A 19,733-nucleotide genomic window follows, 5' to 3' on the forward strand; every position below is an offset into this window, starting at 1 on the left:
AGGCCGGCCGCACCGAGGAGGCGCAGTCATGCAGCAGTACCTGCTGAGCATCTACCAGCCCGACGGGCCCGCACCGTCCGCCGACTTCCTCGCCCCGATCATGCGCGACATCGAGGCGGTGAACACCGAGCTGCGGGAGGCCGGGGCCTGGGTGTTCGCCGGGGGCCTGTTCCCGCCGAGCACGGCCACCGTGCTGACCGCGAAGGACGGCGAGGTGCTCACGACGGACGGCCCGTTCGTCGAGGGCAAGGAGCACATCGGCGGGTTCACGGTCATCCGGGCGGCCGACCTCGACGCCGCGCTCGCATGGGGGCGCAAGCTGGCCCGGGCGACCACGCTGCCGATCGAGGTCCGGCCGATGGAGTTCGGCTCCTGCGGGTGACCTCGGAACCCGCATCCGCAGCGGAGGTCGAACGCGTCTTCCGCGCGGAGTACGGCCGCGCCGTGGCCGTCCTGGTCCGCCGATTCGGCGACATCGACGTCGCCGAGGAGGCGGTCCAGGACGCGTTCGCCACCGCCGCCGAGCGGTGGCCCGCAACGGGGATCCCGCCGCGCCCCGCCGGGTGGATCATCACCACGGCGGGGAACCGGACCGTCGACCGGCTGCGCCGCGAGGCGTCCCGCGCGGACCGGCACGCGCGCGCCGCCCTGCTGCACACCCGCGGCGATCCCCCAGAGGGCGGCGATCCCCCAGAGGAGGGCCCCGTGCGCGACGACCGGCTGCGCCTGATCTTCACGTGCTGCCACCCCGCGCTCGCCCCCGCGTCCCGGGTGGCGCTGACACTCCGGCTCCTCGGCGGGCTCAGCACGGCGGAGATCGCCCGCGCTTTCCTGGTGCCCGAGGCGACCATGGCGCAGCGCCTGGTCCGCGCGAAGGGCAAGATCCGCGACGCGCGGATCCCCTACCGGGTCCCCGAGGAGGCCGACCTGCCCGACCGGCTCCGCGCCGTGCTGGCGGTCGTGTACCTCGTCTTCAACGAGGGGTACACGGCGAGTTCGGGCGACCGGCTCGTCCGCGACGACCTCTGCGCGGAGGCCGTCCGCCTCGGGCGGCTCCTCGCCGAACTGATGCCCGACGAACCGGAGGTCCTGGGCCTGCTCGCGCTCATGCTGCTCATCGAGGCGCGCAGGGCCGCCCGCACGACGGACGGCGGCGGGCTGGTGCCGCTGGCCGAGCAGGACCGCCGCATGTGGGATCGCGACCGCACCGCCGAGGGCCAGGACCTCGTGCGGCGGTGCCTCCGCCGCGGCCGTCCCGGCCCGTACCAGATCCAGGCGGCGATCAACGCCGTCCACAGCGACGCGCCGACCGCCGCCGAGACGGACTGGTCGCAGATCCTGCGGCTGTACGACCAGCTCGCCGCGTTCACGCCCACACCCGTCGTCGCGCTGAACCGCGCGGTCGCGGTGGCGGAGGTCGAGGGGGCCGCGGCGGGGCTCGCCCTCGTCGACGGGATCGACCTCGGTCGGCACCACCTGTTCCACGCCGTCCGCGCCGACCTGCTCCGCAGGCTGGGCCGCAACTCCGAGGCAGCGGCGGCCTACGACGCGGCGATCGCCCGCGCCGGCAACGAGGCCGAGCGCGCCTTCCTGGAGCGGCGGCGGACAACCCTCGGCCGGTGACCGGTACGTCGGACGGGGCTCGGTCGGCGACCCGGCGGCCGCGACTGGGGCGCCGGTCGTCCCGGCCCGTTCACGACCCGACACGCTTACAGTCCAGCCCATTCACGTCCCGACCCGCCTACCGCTCGGCGCGGTACAGGACCGGGTTCAGCGGGGTGTCGGGCACCTCGCCCGGCCGGGTGCCGGGCAGCCACGCCGCCAGGTCGGCGCGCTGGAAGTCGTTGCGGGGCTCGGCGACGCGCATGTCGGCGTCGATGTAGATGACGGTCATGACCCGGCGGGCCGTGCCCGAGTCGTTGGCGGCGGCGTGGTGGAACGTCCACCCGAGGTGGAAGCTGACCTCGCCCAGCGCGTAGGGGTCGGCCACAACGGGGAAACCCTGCTCCGCGAGGGCCGCCTGCACGGCCCGCTCCGACTCGTCGCTGATGGGCAGGTCGCGGCCGAGGTCGTGGCGGTGGCTGCCTGCGGCGAACGCGAGCGGGCCCATGTCGTCGGGGGTCTCCTGGAGAGGGATCCAGGCGGTGACGGCGCGGTCGGAGCCGAGCGGCCAGTACTGCTGGTCGGCATGCCATGGCGTGATCCCGCCGCCGGACTCCTTGTACAGCGCCTGGTCGTGGTAGAGGCGGACGCCGTCGACGCCGAGCAGTTCGGCGGCGATGCGCGCCAGGCGGCGGGAGTGGACGAGCGCGGCGACGGACTCGCTGTGCCGCCACAAGTTCTCGACCTGGAGGAACGCCTTTCCGTAGGTGTCGCGTTCGGCAAGGGGCAGGTGCTGGGTGTTGAGTTCGATGACCGTGCCGGTGATCTCCGGTTCGCAGGCCGCGACGGCGGCGGGGCTGAGGGCGCCCGGCAGCTTGACGAAGCCGTGCTCGGCGAAGTGCGTGATGTCGGCGGGGTCGACGGGGCGGTCGTCCGCGAGGGAGTGGATTGCCATGGGTCCCACGATGCGCCTCGGCCCCGGTTCCCGCCAGACCGCGGACGGCGCGGTCCGGCGCTCCGCTGCCTGCGGGTGCATCTGCGGGTGCCTCCGCGGGCGGGCGGGCGGGGGGCCGGGGTCAGTCCGTCCGGAGGTCGGCGAGCAGGCCGTCGAGCAGTTGCTCCTCGCCGATTCCGTATCCGGTGAGGGCCATGGAGTCGGTCAGCGCGCGGTCCCAGTCGGCGGTGACGGCGTTGCCGTTCAACCGTCCGCTGTTCACCGCGGTGATGGCCTGCCGGTAGTCGGCGGCGGCGTAGCGCCACGGGGACCACGGCAGGCGGCGGTGCAGCACGTTGGCGATGCGGATGCCGGCCCAGTCGAAGTCGCCGTGGTAGCGCAGCTCGGCGCCGCCGCCGAGGAGGTGCCGGAGCAGGGTCATCGCCGCGGCGCCCGGCTGGCCCTGGGCGCACACCAACGGGCGGCTGCGCGCGCCGAGGCGGTCGGCCGCCGCGGCGAGGACGGCCGTGTTCTGGCACACGTGGACCGGCGTACCGGCCGGCAGCGGGAGGGGGGCGTCGCGGACGAGTTGGCGCAGGGTCAGCACCGCCGGCTGGCCGGCGGCCGTGAGGGCGCGCAGCGCCCGCCCCGTTGCGGTCTCGGTGTCGCCGGGCAGGCCGAGCGTGACGACGGTGCTGTCGAGGTCGTCCTTGAGCAGCCCCGCCGAGGCCCACACCTCGCGTTTCCACTGGCTGCCGCTGCCAATGCCGACGTCGGTGAGCGCGCGCACCGCGCCGAGCGTGAGGGTGGTGAGGGCCCGGTCGTCGTCGAGGGCGCCGGGGTCGCCGCACACCCGCTCGGCGAACGCCCGGACCGGTTCGCCGTTGGACGGCAGCTCGGCGACCACGGCCGCGAGCATGCGCAGCAGCGGCGCCGCGCTCTCGACGTCGCCCGCCACGCGGCGGACCAGGCCCGAGACCACGAGCCGGTCGAACCACTCGGCGAGGTCGGGGCGTTGTGCACAGGCTGTGGACAGCGGGGTGTAGGCGTCGTGCCAGGCCCGCGCCAGCGCGTCCTCGCCCCCGCCGGGCGTCGGCACCGGGCCGGTGAGCGCCTCGACGGCGGGGCCGAGCCCTGCGGGGCTCACCCCGGAGCGCCGCAGGACCTCGTCCACGGCGACGAGGTTCACCGTCAGGGAGCGCCCCGACCGGGGAGAGCGGCCGAGCAGGTGGCGCACCGCCGCCCACTGCTCCTCGGTGGCGTCGGGCACCGACACCGGCCCGGTGAGCGGCCGACCGGACTCCATGCGCTGCCGGATCCGCTGGACCAGCCAGTCGAGCTGGGGCGCGCCGAGCACCTGCCGCAACCGGTCCGCGTCGACCCGCGCGGCACCACCGTCATCGCTCAGTTCCACGCACATCTCCTTACGGGTGTCGGCCGACCGCGGACCCCGTGCCGCGGCCGCCGCTGCGGCAGTCGTACCCACGGCGCCGACGCGGTCACCAGCGTGCCACGCGGGCGCACCGCGGCGGGCGGTCCCGGCGGGATCCGGCGGCCGTGGGCGGCCGCCCGCGGGGCCGCAGCGGGTCACCGGGCCCGTTCGGCGAGTGCGCGCAGGGAGCCGACGACCTCGTCCCCGGTGAACATCACCGGGTCGTTGTGGCCTGCGCCGCTGATCACCACCCGTTCGATGTCGGGGCCGTCGACAGCCGCGACGCGCTCGCTCAGCCGGGGCGGCACGATCGTGTCGGCGTCGCCGTAGACCACGGTGACGGGGGCCCGGACCTCGGCCAGGTGTTCGGCCAGCGCGAAGCGGTCGCGCAGCAGCGCCCCCGGCACGTAGGGGTAGTGGACGCGGGCGAGGTCGGCCAGCGACGGGAACGGGGACCGCAGCAGCAGCCCCGCGGGCGGCTGCTCGGCGGCGAGGCGGGTGACCACGGCCGTGCCCAGGCTCTCGCCGAAGTACAGCAGCCGGTCGGGACGCAGTCCCGTCTCTTCGAGGAGGTGGCGCCGCGCCGAGCGGGCGTCCTCGGCGAGCCCGTCCTCGGACGGGCTGTCGGGGTTGCCGCCGTAGCCGCGGTAGTCGAAGGCCAGCACGGTGAAACCGGCGTCGGAGAGCGCCCGGGCGGTGCCCGCGCGGTCGGCCCGGTTGCCGCCGTTGCCGGGAGCCACGAGCACCGCCATCCCGGTGTCGGCCGCCGGCCGCGCAGGGACGAGCATGGCGCCGAGTTCGAGCCCGTCGCCCGTGCGGAAGGCGGTGTCGGACGCGCCCTCGACCAGGCGGCCCGCAGGGGCGGGCGTGCCGGTGTCGGGGAGGAAGACGAGGCTGCGCTGCGCCAGCACGACGGTGCCGATGAGCAGGACGAGCACGACCAGCACGACGATTCCCGCGAGCGCGAACGGGGATCTCAGCGCGGTCATACCGCACACGCTACCGGCGTCACCCGGGCAATGGGGTGCCGGTCTCGGGGCCGCCTCGGTGTGCGGCGCGCGGGGCCGCCCGGCGCGCTCAGGGTCGACTCAGGGGGCGGCCAGGGGACTACCGGATGGGAAAGTGCCCGGTGACCGGGCATTCTGAGGACATGAACGAGAACATGGGAAAGAAAAGCCTGCGACGCAGCAAGAACCAGCGCATCCTCGCCGGGGTGTGCGGCGGGATCGGCGAGTTCGTCGGTGTCGACGCCAACCTCGTCCGCCTCGCCTTCGGCATCTTCCTGCTGCTGGGCGGCAGCGGCATCCTGCTCTACATCATCGCCTGGCTGGTGATGCCCGAACAGGGCGCCGAGGGCTCCGTGCTGGAGCACATCATCCGCAACTTCCAGGGGAAGCAGTCGAACCTGTGAGCTGGACACTGAGGGCCAGGTCAGGAAGTGTCTCCCGGCTTCCCCGGAATTTGTTCCAGGGCAGCCGGGAGCCAAACGGGGAGACCGCGGAATCCTGTCAGGGATCCTCGGGGGCCGGCGGCGAGCTGAGCGCGGCGGAACCTGTTGACGGCGCGCGCCGCGGCACCTACCGGTAGCGGGGGTGGCGGCTCACGCCGCAGGGGACTCCGAACCGCGCACGCTGCTCGCGACCTCCGGGGCGATCCGCAACCAGGAGGCCGTGAGCACGACCGCGCAGACGACGCCGAGCAGCCCCGCCGCGACCACCACCGCCTGGATTCCGACGACCTCGGTGAGCAGGCTCGACACGCCGATGCCGATGCCCTGAACGGCCTGGAGCCCCGCGGCGACCAGGCCGAACGCGAGCCCGCGGCCCTCGGGCGGCACGCAGAGGACGAACGCGGCGTTCGCGACGAACTGGTACGACGCCGCCGCGCCGCCGACGGCCAGCAGCGCCACCATCAGCCACAGCGGCAGCTCCACCACCCACAGCAGCAGCGGCACCGATGAGAACACCGCCAGCGGCCCGATGAGGCGCATGCGGGTATCGGGGTTGACCATCCGGGTCAGGACCAGGCCGCCCACGATCGCGCCCATGGCGGGGCCGGCCATGATCAGTCCGGCGGCGGCCGCGCCACCGCCCGACTCGGCCGCCATGGGGTTGGCGATGCCCGAGGGGATCATGTAGAAGCCGGCCAACCACGCGAACAGGCCGAGTGTGCGCAGGCGGCGGTCGTTGAAGACCAGCCGGGTGCCGTCGCGGGTGATGGTCCACAGCGAGGGGCGCGCGGCCTCGGTGTGGTGCGGCGCGGGGCGCGCCCTGATCCCGACCGCGATGATCGCGGCGGCGAGCAGGAAGGTCAGCCCGTTGAACATGACCGCGAGGTGCGAGCCGATGGCACTGGCGACGACGCCGCCGACGATGAGCCCCACCAGGGTCCCCGCCTGCGAGGTCAGGTTGATGATGGCGGAACCGGCGATGTAGCGGTCGCCCTGGACGATCTCGGCCATGAGCGCGGCGCGCGCCGCGCTGAACGGCACCAGGGGCAGGATCGACGCGAACACCAGCACCCAGACCGCCCACAACGGCAGCCCCGGGATGCCGATGGACGCCACCAGCACGGCGCGCGTGATCTCGCTGACGATGATGACCCGCCGGCGCGGGAACAGGTCGGCCAGGCCGGACAGCAGCGGCCCGCCGATGATCTGCGGAATGAAGGTCAGCGCCATGGTGAAGCCGGAGGCGAGCGCCGACGAGGTCTGCTGGTAGACGAGTGCTGTGACCGCGATGCTCAGGACGAAGTTGCCGGTCATCGAGAGCGCGTGGGAGAGCCACAGGGCCTGGAACTCCCGGATGCGCATGACCTCGCCGTAGCTGCGGCGCCAGTCGGGCTCGGGAGGGTGCCCGGGCGGAGCGGGCGATGGAGGGTCGGACGAGGTGGGCGGCGCGCCCGGGGCAGAGCCGTCGTCGGGGCCGGCGGCGGACGGGCCGGTGTCGTCGCTGCCGCAGGCCCCGGCCGAGGCGTTCTGCGGGCCGGGCGCGCCGGTCTCGGAGCCTTGCCGCGGAATGCCGAACGTCTGGTTGTCCGTGCGCGGATTGCCCACCCGGGACTCCCATACTGGATCGCGTTCGGGTCACTCTCGGTTGTGGTTCGATAACATACGGTCCCGGATGAGGGGTGGGTTCCGCAAGTCGTTCGGCGCAATTAGTGCATGTTTCGTTGCCGCTGAGACCCGGTGGTGCGCTATGTGAATGGCGTCCCCGGCGGTCCTGGACGCCGATTCGGACACTCCGCGCCGGATGGGACCCGCCGCACCTGCGGTTACGGACGGTGATCAATTGGGGCGGCGCCCGGTCAACCCCAACCCAGTTCGTGCAACCGGTCGTCGTCGATCCCGAAGTAGTGCGCGATCTCGTGCACCACGGTGATCCTGACCTCTTCGACCACCTCGTCCTCGGTTGCGCACATCGCGCAGATGGGCCGCTGGAAGATGAAAACCTGATCGGGCAGCACCCCGGCATAGCCGTCGCCCCGCTCGGTAAGGGGAATCCCGTCGTACAGACCCAGCAACCCGGGGTCGGACGGTGACTCGTCCCACACCGTGATGACCACGTTGTCGATCAGGGAGGTGAGTTCGTCGGGAATGGAGTCGAGGGCGTCGGAGACGAGTTCCTCGAAGCGTCGGCGGGACAGTTCGACCACGTCTCGTATTGTGCGGCAGTGGGAACACCCCGCGCCACACAGGGCTTTCGAGATGAGAACACGCGATGATGGATCCGTGCTCGCACAGTTGAGGGCGATACCGGACCCCGAACGTCTGCGCACCGGCATCGGCCTGGTGCGCGACGGCGCGCGCCGGTTTCTGCGCAGCCGCTGGTGGCGCATCGCCTCCGTCGTCGCGGCGGCCCTGCTGGGCGGCTGGCTGGGGCTGGCCATGGGCGGGCAGGTGATGACCCCGGTCGGCCCGGCCGACGTCCGCCTGAGCGTCGGCCCCTCATGGCACGGCGAGACCGTGTTGAACGTCGCACCGCTCGGCAAGCTCGGCTTCGACACGCACGCCGCCCCGCTGCGCTTCGAGGCGTCCGTCTCGGAGATCCGCCTGGAGGCCGCGCAGGAGATGTTCGAGAACCCCGCCGCGATCGACCAGATCGCGGCGGGCATCGGCGACGACCTCCGCAACGGCGTCATCCGGCTGTTCGTCCAGGCCGCCATCGCGACCGTCCTCGGCGCGGCGATCGCGGCGATGCTGCTCTTCCGCGACTGGCGGCGCGCCTGCTACAGCGGGCTCACCGCCCTGCTCGTCTTCGCCGCGGCCGGGGGCGCCGGGTACGCAACGTTCAACCCCAACGCCATCGCCGAACCGCGCTACACCGGCCTGCTCGCCGGCGCCCCCCAGGTCGTCGGCAGCGCGGAGAGCGCGATCAACCGGTTCTCCGAGTACCGCAGGCAGCTCGCCGGGCTGCTCGGCAACGTCTCACGGCTGTACGAGGTCACCTCCACGCTGCCGGTGTACGAGGACGACGACTCCACCATCCGCGTGCTGCACGTCTCCGACATCCACCTGAACCCCGCGGCGTGGAACGTCATCCGCTCCCTCACCGACCAGTTCCAGGTGAACGTGGTGGTCGACTCCGGCGACCTCACCGACCGCGGCAGCGCCACAGAGGACGCGTTCACCGACGAGATCTCCTCGCTGAAGGTCCCCTATGTGTGGGTGCGCGGCGCGCACGACTCCATGGGCACCCAGCGCGCCGTCGAGTCCCAGGACAACGCGGTCGTGCTGGACGAGGACGTCCGCGAGGTCGAGGGGATCCGCTTCTACGGCGCCGGCGACCCCCGGTTCACCCCGGACAAGGCGCGCGGCAACCCCACCCGGCAGCAGGTCACCGCCATCGGCGACGAGCAGGCGGCGGCCGTGAGCGGCGCCGACCCCCCGCTGGACGTCGCCGTGCTGCACGACCCGGCCCAGGCGCGCTCGTTCAGCGGCGAGGTGCCACTGGTGCTCTCGGGCCACGGCCACCGGCGCAGCACCGAACTCGAACCGACCGGCACGCGGTTCTTCGAGCAGGGCTCCACCGGCGGGGCCGGCCTGCTCGGCATGGGCGACGACGACGAACCCACCCCTTACCAGGCGTCGGTGCTGTACTTCGACGCCGAGACCAAGCGGCTCCAGGCGTGGGACGACATCACCCTCGCGGGCATGGGCCTGACATCGGCCCAGATCGAGCGGCACATCGAACAGGAGCCCGACCGCGACGTCAAACCCCTCGCCCCCGGCGACGGAACCACACCCCCGGCATCCCCGACCGCCCCCAGCGGGGGAACAAGCGGCGGAGCAAGCGGCGGCGCCAGCGGGGGGATAGGCGGGGGTGCCCTTGGGGGAGTGAACGGGGGCGCCAGTGGCGGAGCGAACGGAGGCCCGAGCGGCGGTGCGGGCGGGGCCGCGGGCTCGCCGCGGCCGTCCCCCTCGGCGGGCCGCTGAGCTGCGCTGCCGATGTCCGGACGGAGCGCCGTTCAATCGCTTTGGCATGTGCCGGAATCTCCCCTATGCTTGACCCGTCCCCGACGGCTGGCACGTGGGAGAACGACGGCTGTTTCGTGGTCGAGGCCCCCATCGTCTAGTGGCCTAGGACGCCGCCCTTTCAAGGCGGTAACACGGGTTCGAACCCCGTTGGGGGTACTTTTCTCCGGTACGAAGCAGTGCCGGGGGTCTGGCAGAATAAGGAACGCAGCAGCGCGAGGAACCCGCTACCATAGGGGCAGCGCTGAGGCGCAAACAGAATAACCAGGTCCTGTGGAGCAGCTAGGAGTGCTCGCCACCCTGTCAAGGTGGAGGCCGCGGGTTCAAATCCCGTCAGGACCGCACATACCCCCGCATACGTCAATCGACGTATCTGCGGCCAGGTAGCTCAGTCGGTACGAGCGTCCGCCTGAAAAGCGGAAGGTCGGCGGTTCGACCCCGCCCCTGGCCACCCACTCTGAACAGCCAAGAAGCCCGAGACCACTACGGTCCCGGGCTTTTTTGACGGCAACGCGACAGCAACCGCGTCAGCCGAGCGCATCCCCCAGCTTCCCCAGCGCCCGCTGTGCTGAATACGCGCTGAAGTTCTGCGCCTCGGTGGTGTCAGCAGATTTTTCCCGGGTTGGCTGCTGTTGCTCTGAGAAGGTCGCGGATCAGGTCGAAGTCGATGGTCGCGGGGTTGCGGAAGCGCAGGCAGCCCTTGCCCATGTCGTGTCCTGCCAGCCGGGTGGCGAACGCGTCGCGGACGTCGCTTCGCATCAGATAGAAGGAGATGTACTGCTTCTGGCTGGCGAACGCGATCTCGGCGACGCCGTCGCGCTCGTAGGCGGGCATGCCGTAGGCCATGACCTCGGTGAAGCCCGCGAGCTCTGTGCGGCACAACTGCCGCAGCCGGGTCACGGCGGGCGTTCGCGCTTCGGGGAGTTCGGCCAGATAGCCGTCCACGTCACCCGCCTGGCTTTGCACCATTCTGCGAGGCTACGCCGGGCCCGAAGCGGTGATCAAGGACGCGACCGCCGAAGCGGGCCCGGCTCGGGCGGCTATGGATTCGGTGCGGTCTCCCGTCGGGCCCTGATCTGGTCGGTGACGGCGGCGATCAGGGTGTCGAACTGCTCGTCGGGTGTGGGGCTCGGCAGCCGCGCGGCTTCGCGGAGGGTGGGGATGTCGAGGTCGGCGTGGGCGTCGAGCCATGCCTCGGGGACGAGCGGTCGGTCGGTGGCCGCGGCGCGGTCGTCGGTGTCGGTTCGCTCGGCGGCGGCGGCGGCGGTGGCGGTGGCGGTGCGATCGGCGGTCGCGGCGCGGTCGGCGGGGTGGTCGACCATCAGCGCGAAGGACAGTGCGAGCAGGGACAGGTGGCGGTGGACTTCGAGCGCCGCCGGGGTGCTGAGGCCGACGGCGCGCAGCAGCGCGAGGAACCGGTCGACGTTGACCAGCCGGTTGGGGTGGATCGACGCCGGGGGCGCGTCTTCGTCGATGGAGACGAGCAGGGCGCGGGGCCAGCGCCGATACAGGGTGCGGAGCGACCGGGCGTATCCGGCGACCGAGTCCTCCCAGGTGTCGGGGTCGAGCGGGGGTGGGTTCCAGGCGTCGAGCATCAGTTCGACGGTGAGTTCGACGACCTGCCCGCGGTCCTCGACGTAGTTGTACAGCGCGCGCACGGTGACCCCGAGTCCGGCGGCCAGCGCGCGCATGGTGATTGCGCGGAATCCCTGCTCCGCTGCCATCTCCAACGCCTTGGCCGCGATGATCTCGCGGGTGAGCACCGGGCGGCCCTTGCGGGTGGCGGGGCGGCGGCGGGACCGGGACGTGGAGGCCATGGGCCCATCGTATGTGCCCACGCTTAAACTTCACACACGTTGACTTTTGGGTCGGGATGGCAGCAGGCTGGTGAGGCAACCCTTCGTCACCTGCGGATCCGAGGACCGAATGGCCACTGGAAAGTCCCGTCGTCTGCCGCCGTTCAGCGGTGTGCTGGTGCTGGTCATGGCCTCCACCGGGCTGGTGGTCATCGACATCACGATCGTCGCGCTCGGGCTGCCGTCGATCAGCGCGGACATCGCCGGTGGGGCGTCCGCTGAGTCGGTGGTGGTCACCTACACGGTCGCGATGGGAGCGCTTACCCAGGTCGTGGGCAGCCTCTCGGACCGATGGGGGCGGCGCCCGCTGTTCCTGGCCGGAATCGCGGTGTTCACACTGGCGTCGGTGGCCGCGACCGCCGCGCCGAGCCTGGGGTGGTTGAACGCCGCCCGTGCGGTCCAAGGGGCCGGGGCGGCTGTGATCATGGTCAACGGCATCCCGCTGCTGTCGGGCCGGTACTCCGGTGAGGCGCGCAACCTCGCCATCGGCGCATGGGGGTCGTTCGCGACCGCGGCCGGGCTGATCGCACCGACCTTCGGCGGACTGCTCATCGACGCCTTCGGGTGGCGGGCGGTTTTCGCGATCAACGTCCCCCTCGGCATCGCCGCCTACATCCTGGCCGCACGCGTGCTCCCACGGCTCCCGCGCGCCGCCTCCGACGCCCGGCCGGACTGGGTCGGCAGCCTGCTGCTGATGGCCGGCCTCGGCACCACCACCATGCTCATGCTCCGCCCCGATGCGCCCTGGAGCGGCCGGGACACCGCGCTGCTGGCCATCGCCGCAGTGGCCTTGGCCGGGTTCTTCCTCGTCCAGCTCCGCGTGCCGTCACCGACCCTGGAACTGTGGATGTTCACCCGGCCCGCGTTCACCGGCGCGATGCTGGCGGTGTTCCTCTCCCGGGTGCTGACCATCGGCGGCACCGTCTACCTCGTGCTGTACTTCGCCGAGGCGCTGCGCCTGAGCCCGACCGCCGCGGGCTTGCTGATGACCCCGATCTTCGCGGCGCAGATGATCACCGGCATGGTCGGCTCCAAGCTGCTCAGCCACTGGGCGCCCGGCCTGGTGATCGGCCTCGGCTACGCCCTCAAGGGCGCGGGGCTGACCGCCCTGGCGCTGCTGGTCACCCCCGACACCCAGTGGTGGGCGCTCCTGCTCCCGCTGCTGGCCTGGGGAGCCGGCGGCGGGATCGCCGGCGCGCCCGTCATGGCCGTGGCGGTCAACGTCACAGCTCCCGAACGCGTGGGGATGGTGGCGGGCAGCGTCTCCACGCTGGCGTCCATCGGCGGCGGGGTCGGCACAGCGGCGCTCGGCGCCGTCTACACGATCTACGGCGGACCCGACCCGAACGCCGTCACCGACGGCACCCGAGCCGTCCTGACCGCGTCCGCCGCGCTGTCCGTCCTCGCCGTGATCACGACGCTGATCCTGATCAACCCGCGCCGCGTCCCGCGCCCGGCACGCGACCGGGAAGAGGCCGCCGCGTGATCGCCACCCGGCCCGCCCGTTCAACGAACCCCGATACGTGGAGCCGCACACCGGGCCGCGGGCGGGACGGCGGAACACGGGCGGGTCGGACCGGCGTGCACGCCACCTGCTCGACGAACCCCGGTATGTGGAGCCGCGCATATCGGGCCGTGGGCGGGACGCTGTCGGATCGGACCGGCGCACGCCGCCCGCTCAGAGTTCGCGGAACCGGTCGAGTTGTCTGCGGTCGCGCTTTGTGGGGCGGCCCGCGCCCCGTTCGCGCCGCGCCACGGGGATCGCGGCCTCGGGCGGAGGGGCGGGGGTGCGGTCGACGTAGCAGCGGACCGCGACCTGGGCGCCGACCCGCTTCTCGATGACGTGCCCCACGTCGACGATGCGTGTCGTGCCGTTCAGGTGGGCTTTGACGACGTCGCCGACGCCCACCGGCGTCGCCGGTTTCGCGGGCCGGTCGTTGACGCGCACATGTCCGCCGCGGCACGCCTGCGCGGCGTCCGCGCGCGTCTTGGTGAGCCGCACGGCCCACAACCACCGGTCGACCCGCGTGGTCGGCGGCCCTGGCGGCAGCGGCCGCACATCGCCGGCGCCGCGCTCCACCGGCGCCCCGTTCGCACCCGACACCGTGGCCGCTCCCATCCGTTCGACGCCCGGACCCCTGCCCGGATCCCCTCACGCGCACTGTAACCGCAGCGGGCCGCCGAAGGCGGCCCGCTGCACGACCGCCGGCGGATGGGCCGACCCGGGGCCGGTGCGAGCAATGCGTCCGATCCGGTCGGACGTTGGGCGCCGCATTCGCGGGAACGGCGACGGCTTTGTCGCCGTCGTAGGGGGATTCCGGTGTGTCGCGTCGTTGGGAGACCGCTTGTGAGCCGGCGGCTGAGGGGCAGCGCCTGGGTGTGGGCCGTGGGGGCGGGGGCGGTCGCCGCCACGATCGCGGGCCTGCGCATCCAGGTCCTCGGGCTGGGCTGCATGCTCAGTGCGCCGGGGGCGCCGCCCGGCGGCGGCCGCGCGCCCGCTCCGGTCATGGACTGCCCGGCGGTCCGGTTCCTGCCCGATGTGCCCGTCGCGGCGCTGCTCGCCGCCGGGCTCGTCCTGCTCGTGTTCGCTGTAGTCCGCGGGCGCCGGTACACCGAGGCGGGTCTCGCCCTCGCCGGGATGCTGGTCGGCGGCGCGGCGGCGTTCATCGTCGTCGACGCGTTCGCCATCGGTTGCGAGATGGTGCAGCCCGGCTCCTACCCGGCGCCGCCGCCGCGGCTGTGGTGCCCCTCCGGTCGGTTCCTGGTCACGGTCGTGCCGGTCGCCCTGTGCTCCGCGGTGCTGCCCGTCATCGGCCGGACGGTGTACCTGCGTGCCCGCGGCGGCGATCGCGCAGTGCGGCGGACGAGGTGACCGGCGCTTCGGTTCCGGCGGGGTGCCCGCTTCGGCGGGGCGGGCGGAGGGGTCCACCAGTCCACCGGCCACCGGCCCACCGCCAACCGGACCGACGGGCCGGTTGGCGCTCGCCGCACGTCGCGCCGCGCATCGCGCGGCGCGTGTCACGCGCGGCGTGTCACACGGCGCGGGTCAGAGGGTCCGCTCGAAGAGGAGGCGGTCGGCGCCGGGGCCGTCGTAGTCCGCGATGGGGCCCGACTCGGTGAACCCCATGGCGCGGTGGAACGCCGCCGACCGGGTGTTGACCGGCGAGGTGATGGCGCGCACCCGGCTCCGGCCGGCCTCGCGGGCGATGGCGAAGAACCGCTCGTAGAACCGCGCGCCGAGACCGGTCCTGCGGTGGTCCGGGCTGATCCCGACGAAGTGGATGTAGGCGGCGTCGGGCTGAGCGGGGGAGGGGAAGCCGATGAGGAACCCGGCGAGGCCGTCCCTACCGTCCCCGCCGCCCCCGCCGCCCCCGCCGTCCCCGCCGTCCCCGCCGTCCCCGCCGCCCCCGCCGTCCCCGCGGTTGCCGGTGTCGGCGATGTCGGCGGCGAGGCTGGTCGGGTGGAAGTGGTCGAGGAACAGGCGGGGCACCGCCGATTGCATGGGCCGGCCCCACCAGTCGTCGATGACGGCGGCGATGCGCGCGAAGTCGTCGGGGCGCGCCGTGCGGATCTCCGGATGTGCGTCCATGGCCGACCATTGTGCATGCGGCGCCGCGCACCGGTTCGACAGCGGTGACGGAAAACTCCTGGACCGCGCGGGTGGGGAGCCGCGATCATGGGTCCCCATGGGCCATATCGATCTCGCCGGGGTGGGCTACGTGCTGCCCGACGGCCGCACGCTGCTCGACGACGTGTCCTTTCGCGTCGGCGAGGGGATGAAGGCCGCGCTGATCGGTGCGAACGGCAGCGGGAAGACCACCCTGCTGCGGATCGTCGCGGGCGACGCCCCGGCGACGGCAGGCGCGGTGACCCGCAGCGGCGGTATCGGCGTCATGCGGCAGTTCATCGGTTCCCAGGCGAGCGCCGAAGCCGACGCCGACGGGGTGAGCGCCCCGCTGGCGTCGGCGTCGACGGTGCGGGACCTGCTGGTGTCGGTGTCGCCGCCGGCCCTGCGTTCGGCCGCGCTCGGGCTGGACGCCGCCGAGCTGGAGATGATGGAGCGCGACGACGAGCGCGTCCAGCTCCGCTACGCCCAGGCCCTCGCCGACTGGGGCGACGCCGGGGGCTACGACGCCGAGGTGCTGTGGGACGTGTGCACCACGGCCGCTCTCGGGGTGCCGTTCGCCCGCTGCCAGTACCGGGAGTTGGGCACGCTGTCCGGCGGCGAGCAGAAGCGGCTCGTGCTCGAAGCGCTGCTGCGCGGCCCCGATGAGGTGCTGCTGCTCGACGAGCCCGACAACTACCTCGACGTCCCCGGCAAGCGCTGGCTGGAGGAGCGGCTGCGCGAGACCGCGAAGACCGTGCTGTTCATCAGCCACGACCGGGAGCTGCTGGCGCGCACCGCCAGCCACCTCGTCACGGTCGAGGGCGGCATGGCGGCCGGCAACTCCGCGTGGGTGCACGGCGGCGGCTTCGAGAGCTACCACCAGGTGCGCCGCGACCGGCACGCCCGGTTCGCCGAGCAGCGGCGGCGCTGGGACGAGCGGCACGCGCAGCTGCGCAAGCTCATGCTGACGCTGCGCCAGCAGGCCGCGAACAGCGACGAGATGGCCAGTCGGTACCGGGCGGCCGTCACCCGGCTGCGCAAGTTCGAGGACGCCGGGCCGCCGCCCGAGCCGCCGAAGGAGCAGCGCATCAGCATGCGCCTGCACGGCGGCCGTACCGGGTTGCGGGCGTTGACCTGCAAGGACCTTGAGCTCACCGGCTTGATGAAGCCGTTCTCGGCCGAGGTGTTCTACGGCGAGCGGGTCGCGGTGCTGGGCTCGAACGGGTCGGGCAAGTCGCATTTCCTGCGGCTGCTCGCCGACCCGGCGTCCGTCGCGCACACCGGGGTGGCGAAGCTCGGCGCGCGCGTGCGGCCCGGGCACTTCGCGCAGACCCACCACCACCCGGAGTGGAACGGGCGCACCCTCACCGGCATCCTCGCCGAGGACCACGCGACCCCGCTGGAGAAGTCGGCGCCGATGTTGCAGCGCTACGAGCTGGTCCACCAGCGCGAGCAGCGGTTCGCGTCGCTTTCGGGCGGGCAGCAGGCGCGCTTCCAGGTCCTGCTGCTGGAGCTGTCGGGGGCGACCATGCTGCTGCTCGACGAGCCCACCGACAACCTGGACGTCGAGTCGGCCGAGGCGCTGGAGACCGCGTTGGAGTCGTTCGAGGGGACCGTCCTCGCCGTGACGCACGACCGCTGGTTCGCGCGCTCCTTCGACCGCTACCTGGTGTTCGGCGCCGACGGCGCGGTCTACGAGTCGCCCGACCCGGTCTGGGACGAAGGCCGGGTCGACCGGGTGCGGTGACCGCGCCGGGGTCCGCGGGCGCAAGGCCGCGTGCCCGTGCGGCCGCCGCGCATCCGCCGGGGCGGCGGTGCGCTGCCCCGTAGCGTCCGGCCGGGATCAGGTGGGTTCAGGACGGCCGGTCCTGGCCCGGTGCCGGTCGGGACCGGGCGTCGTTGCCGTCGCGGATCGCGGCCTCCACCCGCAGGCCCGTGCCGACCAGGGCGAGGGTCGGGAACGCGACCAGGGTCCAGTCGGCGGGGGCCGCGAGGTGCAGCAGCCACACGACGGCGGCGAGCAGGAGCAGCCCCGATCCCGCGGAGCGCACGGAGGCGGGCTGTGTGCGGACGGTGGTCGGTGCTGCCATGGGTGTTCTCCTGGGCGGAACCGGTCGTGCCGGTCGGGTCGGCCGGCCAGGTCGGCCGGTCGGGTCGGCCGGTCAGGCGGGGCGGGCCGTGATCCACCGGCCGTCGTCGGTGAGGGTCCGGTCGTGGCGCAGTCCCGCGTCGGCGAGTTCGGCGGGGTCGAAGCGGCGGGTGGTGAACGACTGGGTCCAGTGCCGGTCGCCGATCGTGTAGTGCATGGTGGCGCTCACGGTGTCGTGGTCCGGCCGGGAGATGTCGCGCAGGGCGATGGTGAGCGGCCCCCGCCGGCTGACGGTCTCGGTCGGCGCGGTGAAGAACGAGGCGGGGTTGTGCTCGATCAGGACCTGGCCGCCGTCGCCGATGTGGCGGCGGCAGGTGTCGAGCAGGCCGCGGCGCTCTTCGGGGTCGGGCACGTTGACCAGGTGGGACGCGAGGACGACGGCGTCGAAGGTGCGCCCCAGGTCGAGCCCGCCGATCGGGGCGCACACGGTCTCGGCGCCGGAGATGTGCGCGAGCATGTCGGGCGAGGCGTCGACGGCGGTCACGGTGTGCCCGAGCGCGAGGAGCGGGTGGGTGACCCGGCCGGCCCCCGAGCCGAGCTCCAGGATGGACCCGCTGCCGCCGAGCGCGCCGTGGATGATCCCGGGCTCGTTCTCGGCCGGCATCGCGAGGTAGAACTCGACCGGGCTGCCGTCGTCGGAGATGCTCCCGGGGCCGGTGCCGTTCGCCTTCATCAGGGCCTCCTCGTGTGGCGGGCGCGCCCGCGGGGGTGGCGGCGGCGCGCGGCCGGTCGCAGTGGGCGCGGTGTGAGAATAGGGGACGAGATGAGTTACCGCCACGCGATCGAACGGATCGATCACAGCGACCTTGCGAGCGGCCAGGTCCTGCACTCGGCCCCGGGGCATCCCGGGTTCCCGGTCCGGTTGGCGAGCGAGCTGTTCCAGCGTGCGGCGGCGCTGCTGCCCGGCACCGGCCCCGCCGCGTTGTGGGACCCGTGCTGCGGCAGCGGGTACCTGGCGGCCGTCGTCGGCCTCCTGCACCGCGACCGCGTCGCCCATGTGCTGGCCACGGACGTCGACCCCGGCGCCGCGGCGCTGGCGGGACGCAACCTGGCGCTGCTGACCGGCGCGGGGCTGGCGGCGCGCGAGGCGGAACTGCGCGCCCGCGCGGCCGAGTTCGGCAAGCCGTCCTACGCGGCGACCGCCGACTCCGCTGCGCGCCTGGCCGGCCGCCTCGCCGCGGCGGGCGGCGACCTCGCGCACGAGGCCCGGACCGGCGACGTGTTCGCGCCCGTTGCGCCCGCGGTGCCGGTGGACGTCGTGCTCACCGACGTCCCCTACGGCGCGCTCACGCACTGGGCCGGCGCGGTCCCCGCCGGCGACCCGGTTGCGGTCCTGCTCACCGGGGTCGCGGGGGTGCTGCCCGGCCACGCGGTGCTCGCGGTGGCGGCGCGGGCCCGCCGGGTCGCGGTCCCCGACGGGGTGCCGGCCCTGGGGCGGGTCCGGGTCGGGAACCGGGCCGCGGTGCTCGTGCGAGCCGCCGACCTGCACTGACGGGCCCGATGCCGGGCGGGCTTCGGCCGTGCGGGTAGTTTTGGAGGGGTCATGCCGAAAGGCGCGGAGAGTCAGCGGGGCCCGGGCACCGCCCCCCTGCTGAGTGGAATTGGAGTCACATGAGGATCGGCATCGTAGGAGCTACGGGCCAGGTCGGTGCCGTCATGCGGAACATCCTCGCTGAGCGCGGCTTCCCGGTGGAGCGCCTCCGGCTGTTCGCGTCGGCCCGTTCGGCGGGACGCACGCTGCCGTGGCAGGGCACCGAGGTCACCGTCGAGGACGCCGAGACGGCCGACTACAGCGGGCTCGACATCGTGTTGTTCTCCGCGGGCGGCGCCACCTCCAAGGCGCTCGCCCCCAAGGTCGCGGCCGCGGGCGCCGTCGTCATCGACAACTCGTCGGCCTGGCGCGGCGACCCCGATGTCCCCCTGGTGGTGTCGGAGGTCAACCCCGAGGCGGCCGGGGTCCGCCCGAAGGGCATCATCGCCAACCCCAACTGCACGACCATGGCGGCCATGCCGGTCCTGCGCCCCCTGCACGCCGAGGCCGGGCTGACCGCCCTGGTCGTCGCGACCTACCAAGCCGTGTCCGGCAGCGGGCTGGCCGGTGTCGAGGAACTCGACGGGCAGGTGAAGAAGGTCGTCGACACCGCGACCGCCCTGACCCACGACGGTTCCGCCGTGGAGTTCCCCGCGCCGGAGAAGTACGTGCGGCCGATCGCGTTCAACGTGCTGCCCATGGCGGGCTCGATCGTCGGCGACGGCAGCGAGGAGACCGACGAGGAGCAGAAGCTCCGCAACGAGAGCCGCAAGATCCTCGGCATCCCCGACCTCAAGGTGTCGGGCACCTGCGTGCGCGTTCCGGTGTTCACCGGGCACTCGCTCCAGGTCAACGCCAGGTTCGCGAACCCGCTCAGCCCTGAGCGGGCGCGGGAGCTGCTGGCCGGCGCGCCGGGTGTGGAGCTGGCCGACGTCCCCACCCCGCTCCAGGCCGCGGGTCAGGACCCCACCTTCGTCGGGCGCATCCGCGCCGACGAGACCGTCGAGAACGGCATCGCGCTGTTCTGCTCCGGCGACAACCTGCGCAAGGGCGCGGCGCTGAACACCGTCCAGATCGCCGAGCTGATCGCGGCGCAGGCCCGCTGACCGCCCCACCGCGAGCGGCGGCCCCGGACCCTCGGGTCCGGGG

Annotated in this window: 20 protein-coding genes and 3 tRNA genes; 12 read left to right on the forward strand and 11 right to left on the reverse strand. The window is 73.3% G+C overall.

All coding sequences use genetic code 11. From position 1 onward, the window contains the following. Nucleotides 1-28: 28 nt before the first annotated feature. Entirely contained in the window at nt 29-382 is a 354-nt protein-coding gene (locus CLV63_RS28805; RefSeq protein ID WP_106586397.1) for a YciI family protein, read from the forward strand. Beyond that, nucleotides 379-1,623 carry an RNA polymerase sigma factor gene (locus tag CLV63_RS28810; protein ID WP_245929150.1) on the forward strand — a complete coding sequence of 415 codons (1,245 nt, stop codon included), beginning with the start codon at nt 379-381 and terminating at the stop codon, nt 1,621-1,623. Before CLV63_RS28805 ends, CLV63_RS28810 begins: the two co-directional genes overlap by 4 nt. Nucleotides 1,624-1,741: 118 nt before the next feature. Here CLV63_RS28810 and CLV63_RS28815 read toward each other — a convergent pair whose 3' ends face one another. The 3 genes from CLV63_RS28815 to CLV63_RS28825 all read right to left on the reverse strand — a co-directional run bounded on the left by CLV63_RS28815 (nt 1,742) and on the right by CLV63_RS28825 (nt 4,957). Continuing rightward, nucleotides 1,742-2,557, reverse strand: coding sequence for a phytanoyl-CoA dioxygenase family protein (locus CLV63_RS28815; protein WP_106586440.1), 816 nt, complete (start codon nt 2,555-2,557; stop codon nt 1,742-1,744). A gap of 121 nt (nt 2,558-2,678) precedes the next feature. Beyond that, the gene (locus tag CLV63_RS28820; protein WP_211301523.1) at nt 2,679-3,950 is read right to left on the reverse strand and encodes a TIGR02679 family protein; all 1,272 of its coding nucleotides are present in this window, start codon (nt 3,948-3,950) and stop codon (nt 2,679-2,681) included. A 173-nt stretch (nt 3,951-4,123) separates the two neighbouring features. Continuing rightward, a complete protein-coding gene (locus CLV63_RS28825) occupies nt 4,124-4,957 on the reverse strand; it encodes an alpha/beta hydrolase (protein ID WP_106586400.1) in 834 nt (277 codons plus the stop codon). 161 nt (nt 4,958-5,118) lie between these two features. Here CLV63_RS28825 and CLV63_RS28830 point away from each other — a divergent pair, with 161 nt between their 5' ends. Further along, complete coding sequence (locus tag CLV63_RS28830; RefSeq protein WP_106586401.1) at nt 5,119-5,379, forward strand: PspC domain-containing protein; 261 nt, start codon at nt 5,119-5,121, stop codon at nt 5,377-5,379. Nucleotides 5,380-5,568: 189 nt separating this feature from the next. On the opposite strand, the gene CLV63_RS28835 is transcribed toward CLV63_RS28830, so the two are convergent. Together CLV63_RS28835 and CLV63_RS28840 are read right to left on the reverse strand one after the other, a co-directional pair. Then, nucleotides 5,569-7,023, reverse strand: a complete 1,455-nt coding sequence (locus tag CLV63_RS28835) for an MFS transporter (RefSeq protein ID WP_245929152.1) — start codon at nt 7,021-7,023, stop codon at nt 5,569-5,571. Between the two features lie 251 nt (nt 7,024-7,274). Then, nucleotides 7,275-7,622, reverse strand: coding sequence for a metallopeptidase family protein (locus tag CLV63_RS28840; RefSeq protein ID WP_106586402.1), 348 nt, complete (start codon nt 7,620-7,622; stop codon nt 7,275-7,277). A 52-nt stretch (nt 7,623-7,674) separates the two neighbouring features. On the opposite strand from CLV63_RS28840, the gene CLV63_RS28845 reads away from it, so the two are divergent. The 4 genes from CLV63_RS28845 (at nt 7,675) to CLV63_RS28860 (ending at nt 9,892) form a co-directional block, all read left to right on the forward strand. Further along, nucleotides 7,675-9,402: a metallophosphoesterase family protein gene (locus CLV63_RS28845; protein ID WP_106586403.1), complete on the forward strand. Its 1,728-nt coding sequence runs from the start codon at nt 7,675-7,677 to the stop codon at nt 9,400-9,402. Between the two features lie 125 nt (nt 9,403-9,527). Next, nucleotides 9,528-9,600: transfer RNA gene (locus CLV63_RS28850), tRNA-Glu, on the forward strand. A 108-nt stretch (nt 9,601-9,708) separates the two neighbouring features. After that, nucleotides 9,709-9,783 (forward strand) — tRNA-Asp (locus CLV63_RS28855). 35 nt (nt 9,784-9,818) lie between these two features. Beyond that, nucleotides 9,819-9,892, forward strand: a tRNA-Phe gene (locus tag CLV63_RS28860). A gap of 152 nt (nt 9,893-10,044) precedes the next feature. On the opposite strand, the gene CLV63_RS28865 is transcribed toward CLV63_RS28860, so the two are convergent. Continuing rightward, nucleotides 10,045-10,410, reverse strand: coding sequence for an iron chaperone (locus tag CLV63_RS28865; protein WP_106586404.1), 366 nt, complete (start codon nt 10,408-10,410; stop codon nt 10,045-10,047). Nucleotides 10,411-10,481: 71 nt separating this feature from the next. Continuing rightward, nucleotides 10,482-11,258, reverse strand: coding sequence for a TetR/AcrR family transcriptional regulator (locus CLV63_RS28870; RefSeq protein ID WP_106586405.1), 777 nt, complete (start codon nt 11,256-11,258; stop codon nt 10,482-10,484). Between the two features lie 109 nt (nt 11,259-11,367). Between CLV63_RS28870 and CLV63_RS28875 the strand changes: the two genes are divergently transcribed. Then, entirely contained in the window at nt 11,368-12,783 is a 1,416-nt protein-coding gene (locus tag CLV63_RS28875) for an MFS transporter (protein ID WP_106586406.1), read from the forward strand. 192 nt (nt 12,784-12,975) lie between these two features. Here CLV63_RS28875 and CLV63_RS28880 read toward each other — a convergent pair whose 3' ends face one another. After that, nucleotides 12,976-13,401 carry an RNA-binding S4 domain-containing protein gene (locus CLV63_RS28880; RefSeq protein WP_245929154.1) on the reverse strand — a complete coding sequence of 142 codons (426 nt, stop codon included), beginning with the start codon at nt 13,399-13,401 and terminating at the stop codon, nt 12,976-12,978. A 243-nt stretch (nt 13,402-13,644) separates the two neighbouring features. On the opposite strand from CLV63_RS28880, the gene CLV63_RS28885 reads away from it, so the two are divergent. Beyond that, nucleotides 13,645-14,169, forward strand: coding sequence for a hypothetical protein (locus tag CLV63_RS28885; RefSeq protein WP_106586408.1), 525 nt, complete (start codon nt 13,645-13,647; stop codon nt 14,167-14,169). A 174-nt stretch (nt 14,170-14,343) separates the two neighbouring features. On the opposite strand, the gene CLV63_RS28890 is transcribed toward CLV63_RS28885, so the two are convergent. Next, the gene (locus tag CLV63_RS28890; RefSeq protein WP_106586409.1) at nt 14,344-14,886 is read right to left on the reverse strand and encodes a GNAT family N-acetyltransferase; all 543 of its coding nucleotides are present in this window, start codon (nt 14,884-14,886) and stop codon (nt 14,344-14,346) included. A gap of 97 nt (nt 14,887-14,983) precedes the next feature. Here CLV63_RS28890 and CLV63_RS28895 point away from each other — a divergent pair, with 97 nt between their 5' ends. Further along, on the forward strand, nt 14,984-16,651 hold the full coding sequence (locus tag CLV63_RS28895; RefSeq protein ID WP_106586410.1) for an ABC-F family ATP-binding cassette domain-containing protein: 1,668 nt from the start codon (nt 14,984-14,986) through the stop codon (nt 16,649-16,651). 106 nt (nt 16,652-16,757) lie between these two features. On the opposite strand, the gene CLV63_RS28900 is transcribed toward CLV63_RS28895, so the two are convergent. Both CLV63_RS28900 and CLV63_RS28905 read right to left on the reverse strand, forming a co-directional pair. Beyond that, the gene (locus CLV63_RS28900) at nt 16,758-16,994 is read right to left on the reverse strand and encodes a hypothetical protein (protein WP_106586411.1); all 237 of its coding nucleotides are present in this window, start codon (nt 16,992-16,994) and stop codon (nt 16,758-16,760) included. Nucleotides 16,995-17,066: 72 nt separating this feature from the next. After that, complete coding sequence (locus tag CLV63_RS28905) at nt 17,067-17,726, reverse strand: class I SAM-dependent methyltransferase (RefSeq protein WP_106586412.1); 660 nt, start codon at nt 17,724-17,726, stop codon at nt 17,067-17,069. 90 nt (nt 17,727-17,816) lie between these two features. Between CLV63_RS28905 and CLV63_RS28910 the strand changes: the two genes are divergently transcribed. Next, the gene (locus CLV63_RS28910; RefSeq protein WP_106586413.1) at nt 17,817-18,545 is read left to right on the forward strand and encodes an rRNA methyltransferase; all 729 of its coding nucleotides are present in this window, start codon (nt 17,817-17,819) and stop codon (nt 18,543-18,545) included. 119 nt (nt 18,546-18,664) lie between these two features. Then, complete coding sequence (locus CLV63_RS28915; protein WP_106586414.1) at nt 18,665-19,690, forward strand: aspartate-semialdehyde dehydrogenase; 1,026 nt, start codon at nt 18,665-18,667, stop codon at nt 19,688-19,690. Nucleotides 19,691-19,733: the final 43 nt, after the last annotated feature.

It is taken from the genome of Murinocardiopsis flavida, assembly GCF_003014485.1.
GTDB lineage: Bacteria > Actinomycetota > Actinomycetes > Streptosporangiales > Streptosporangiaceae > Murinocardiopsis > Murinocardiopsis flavida.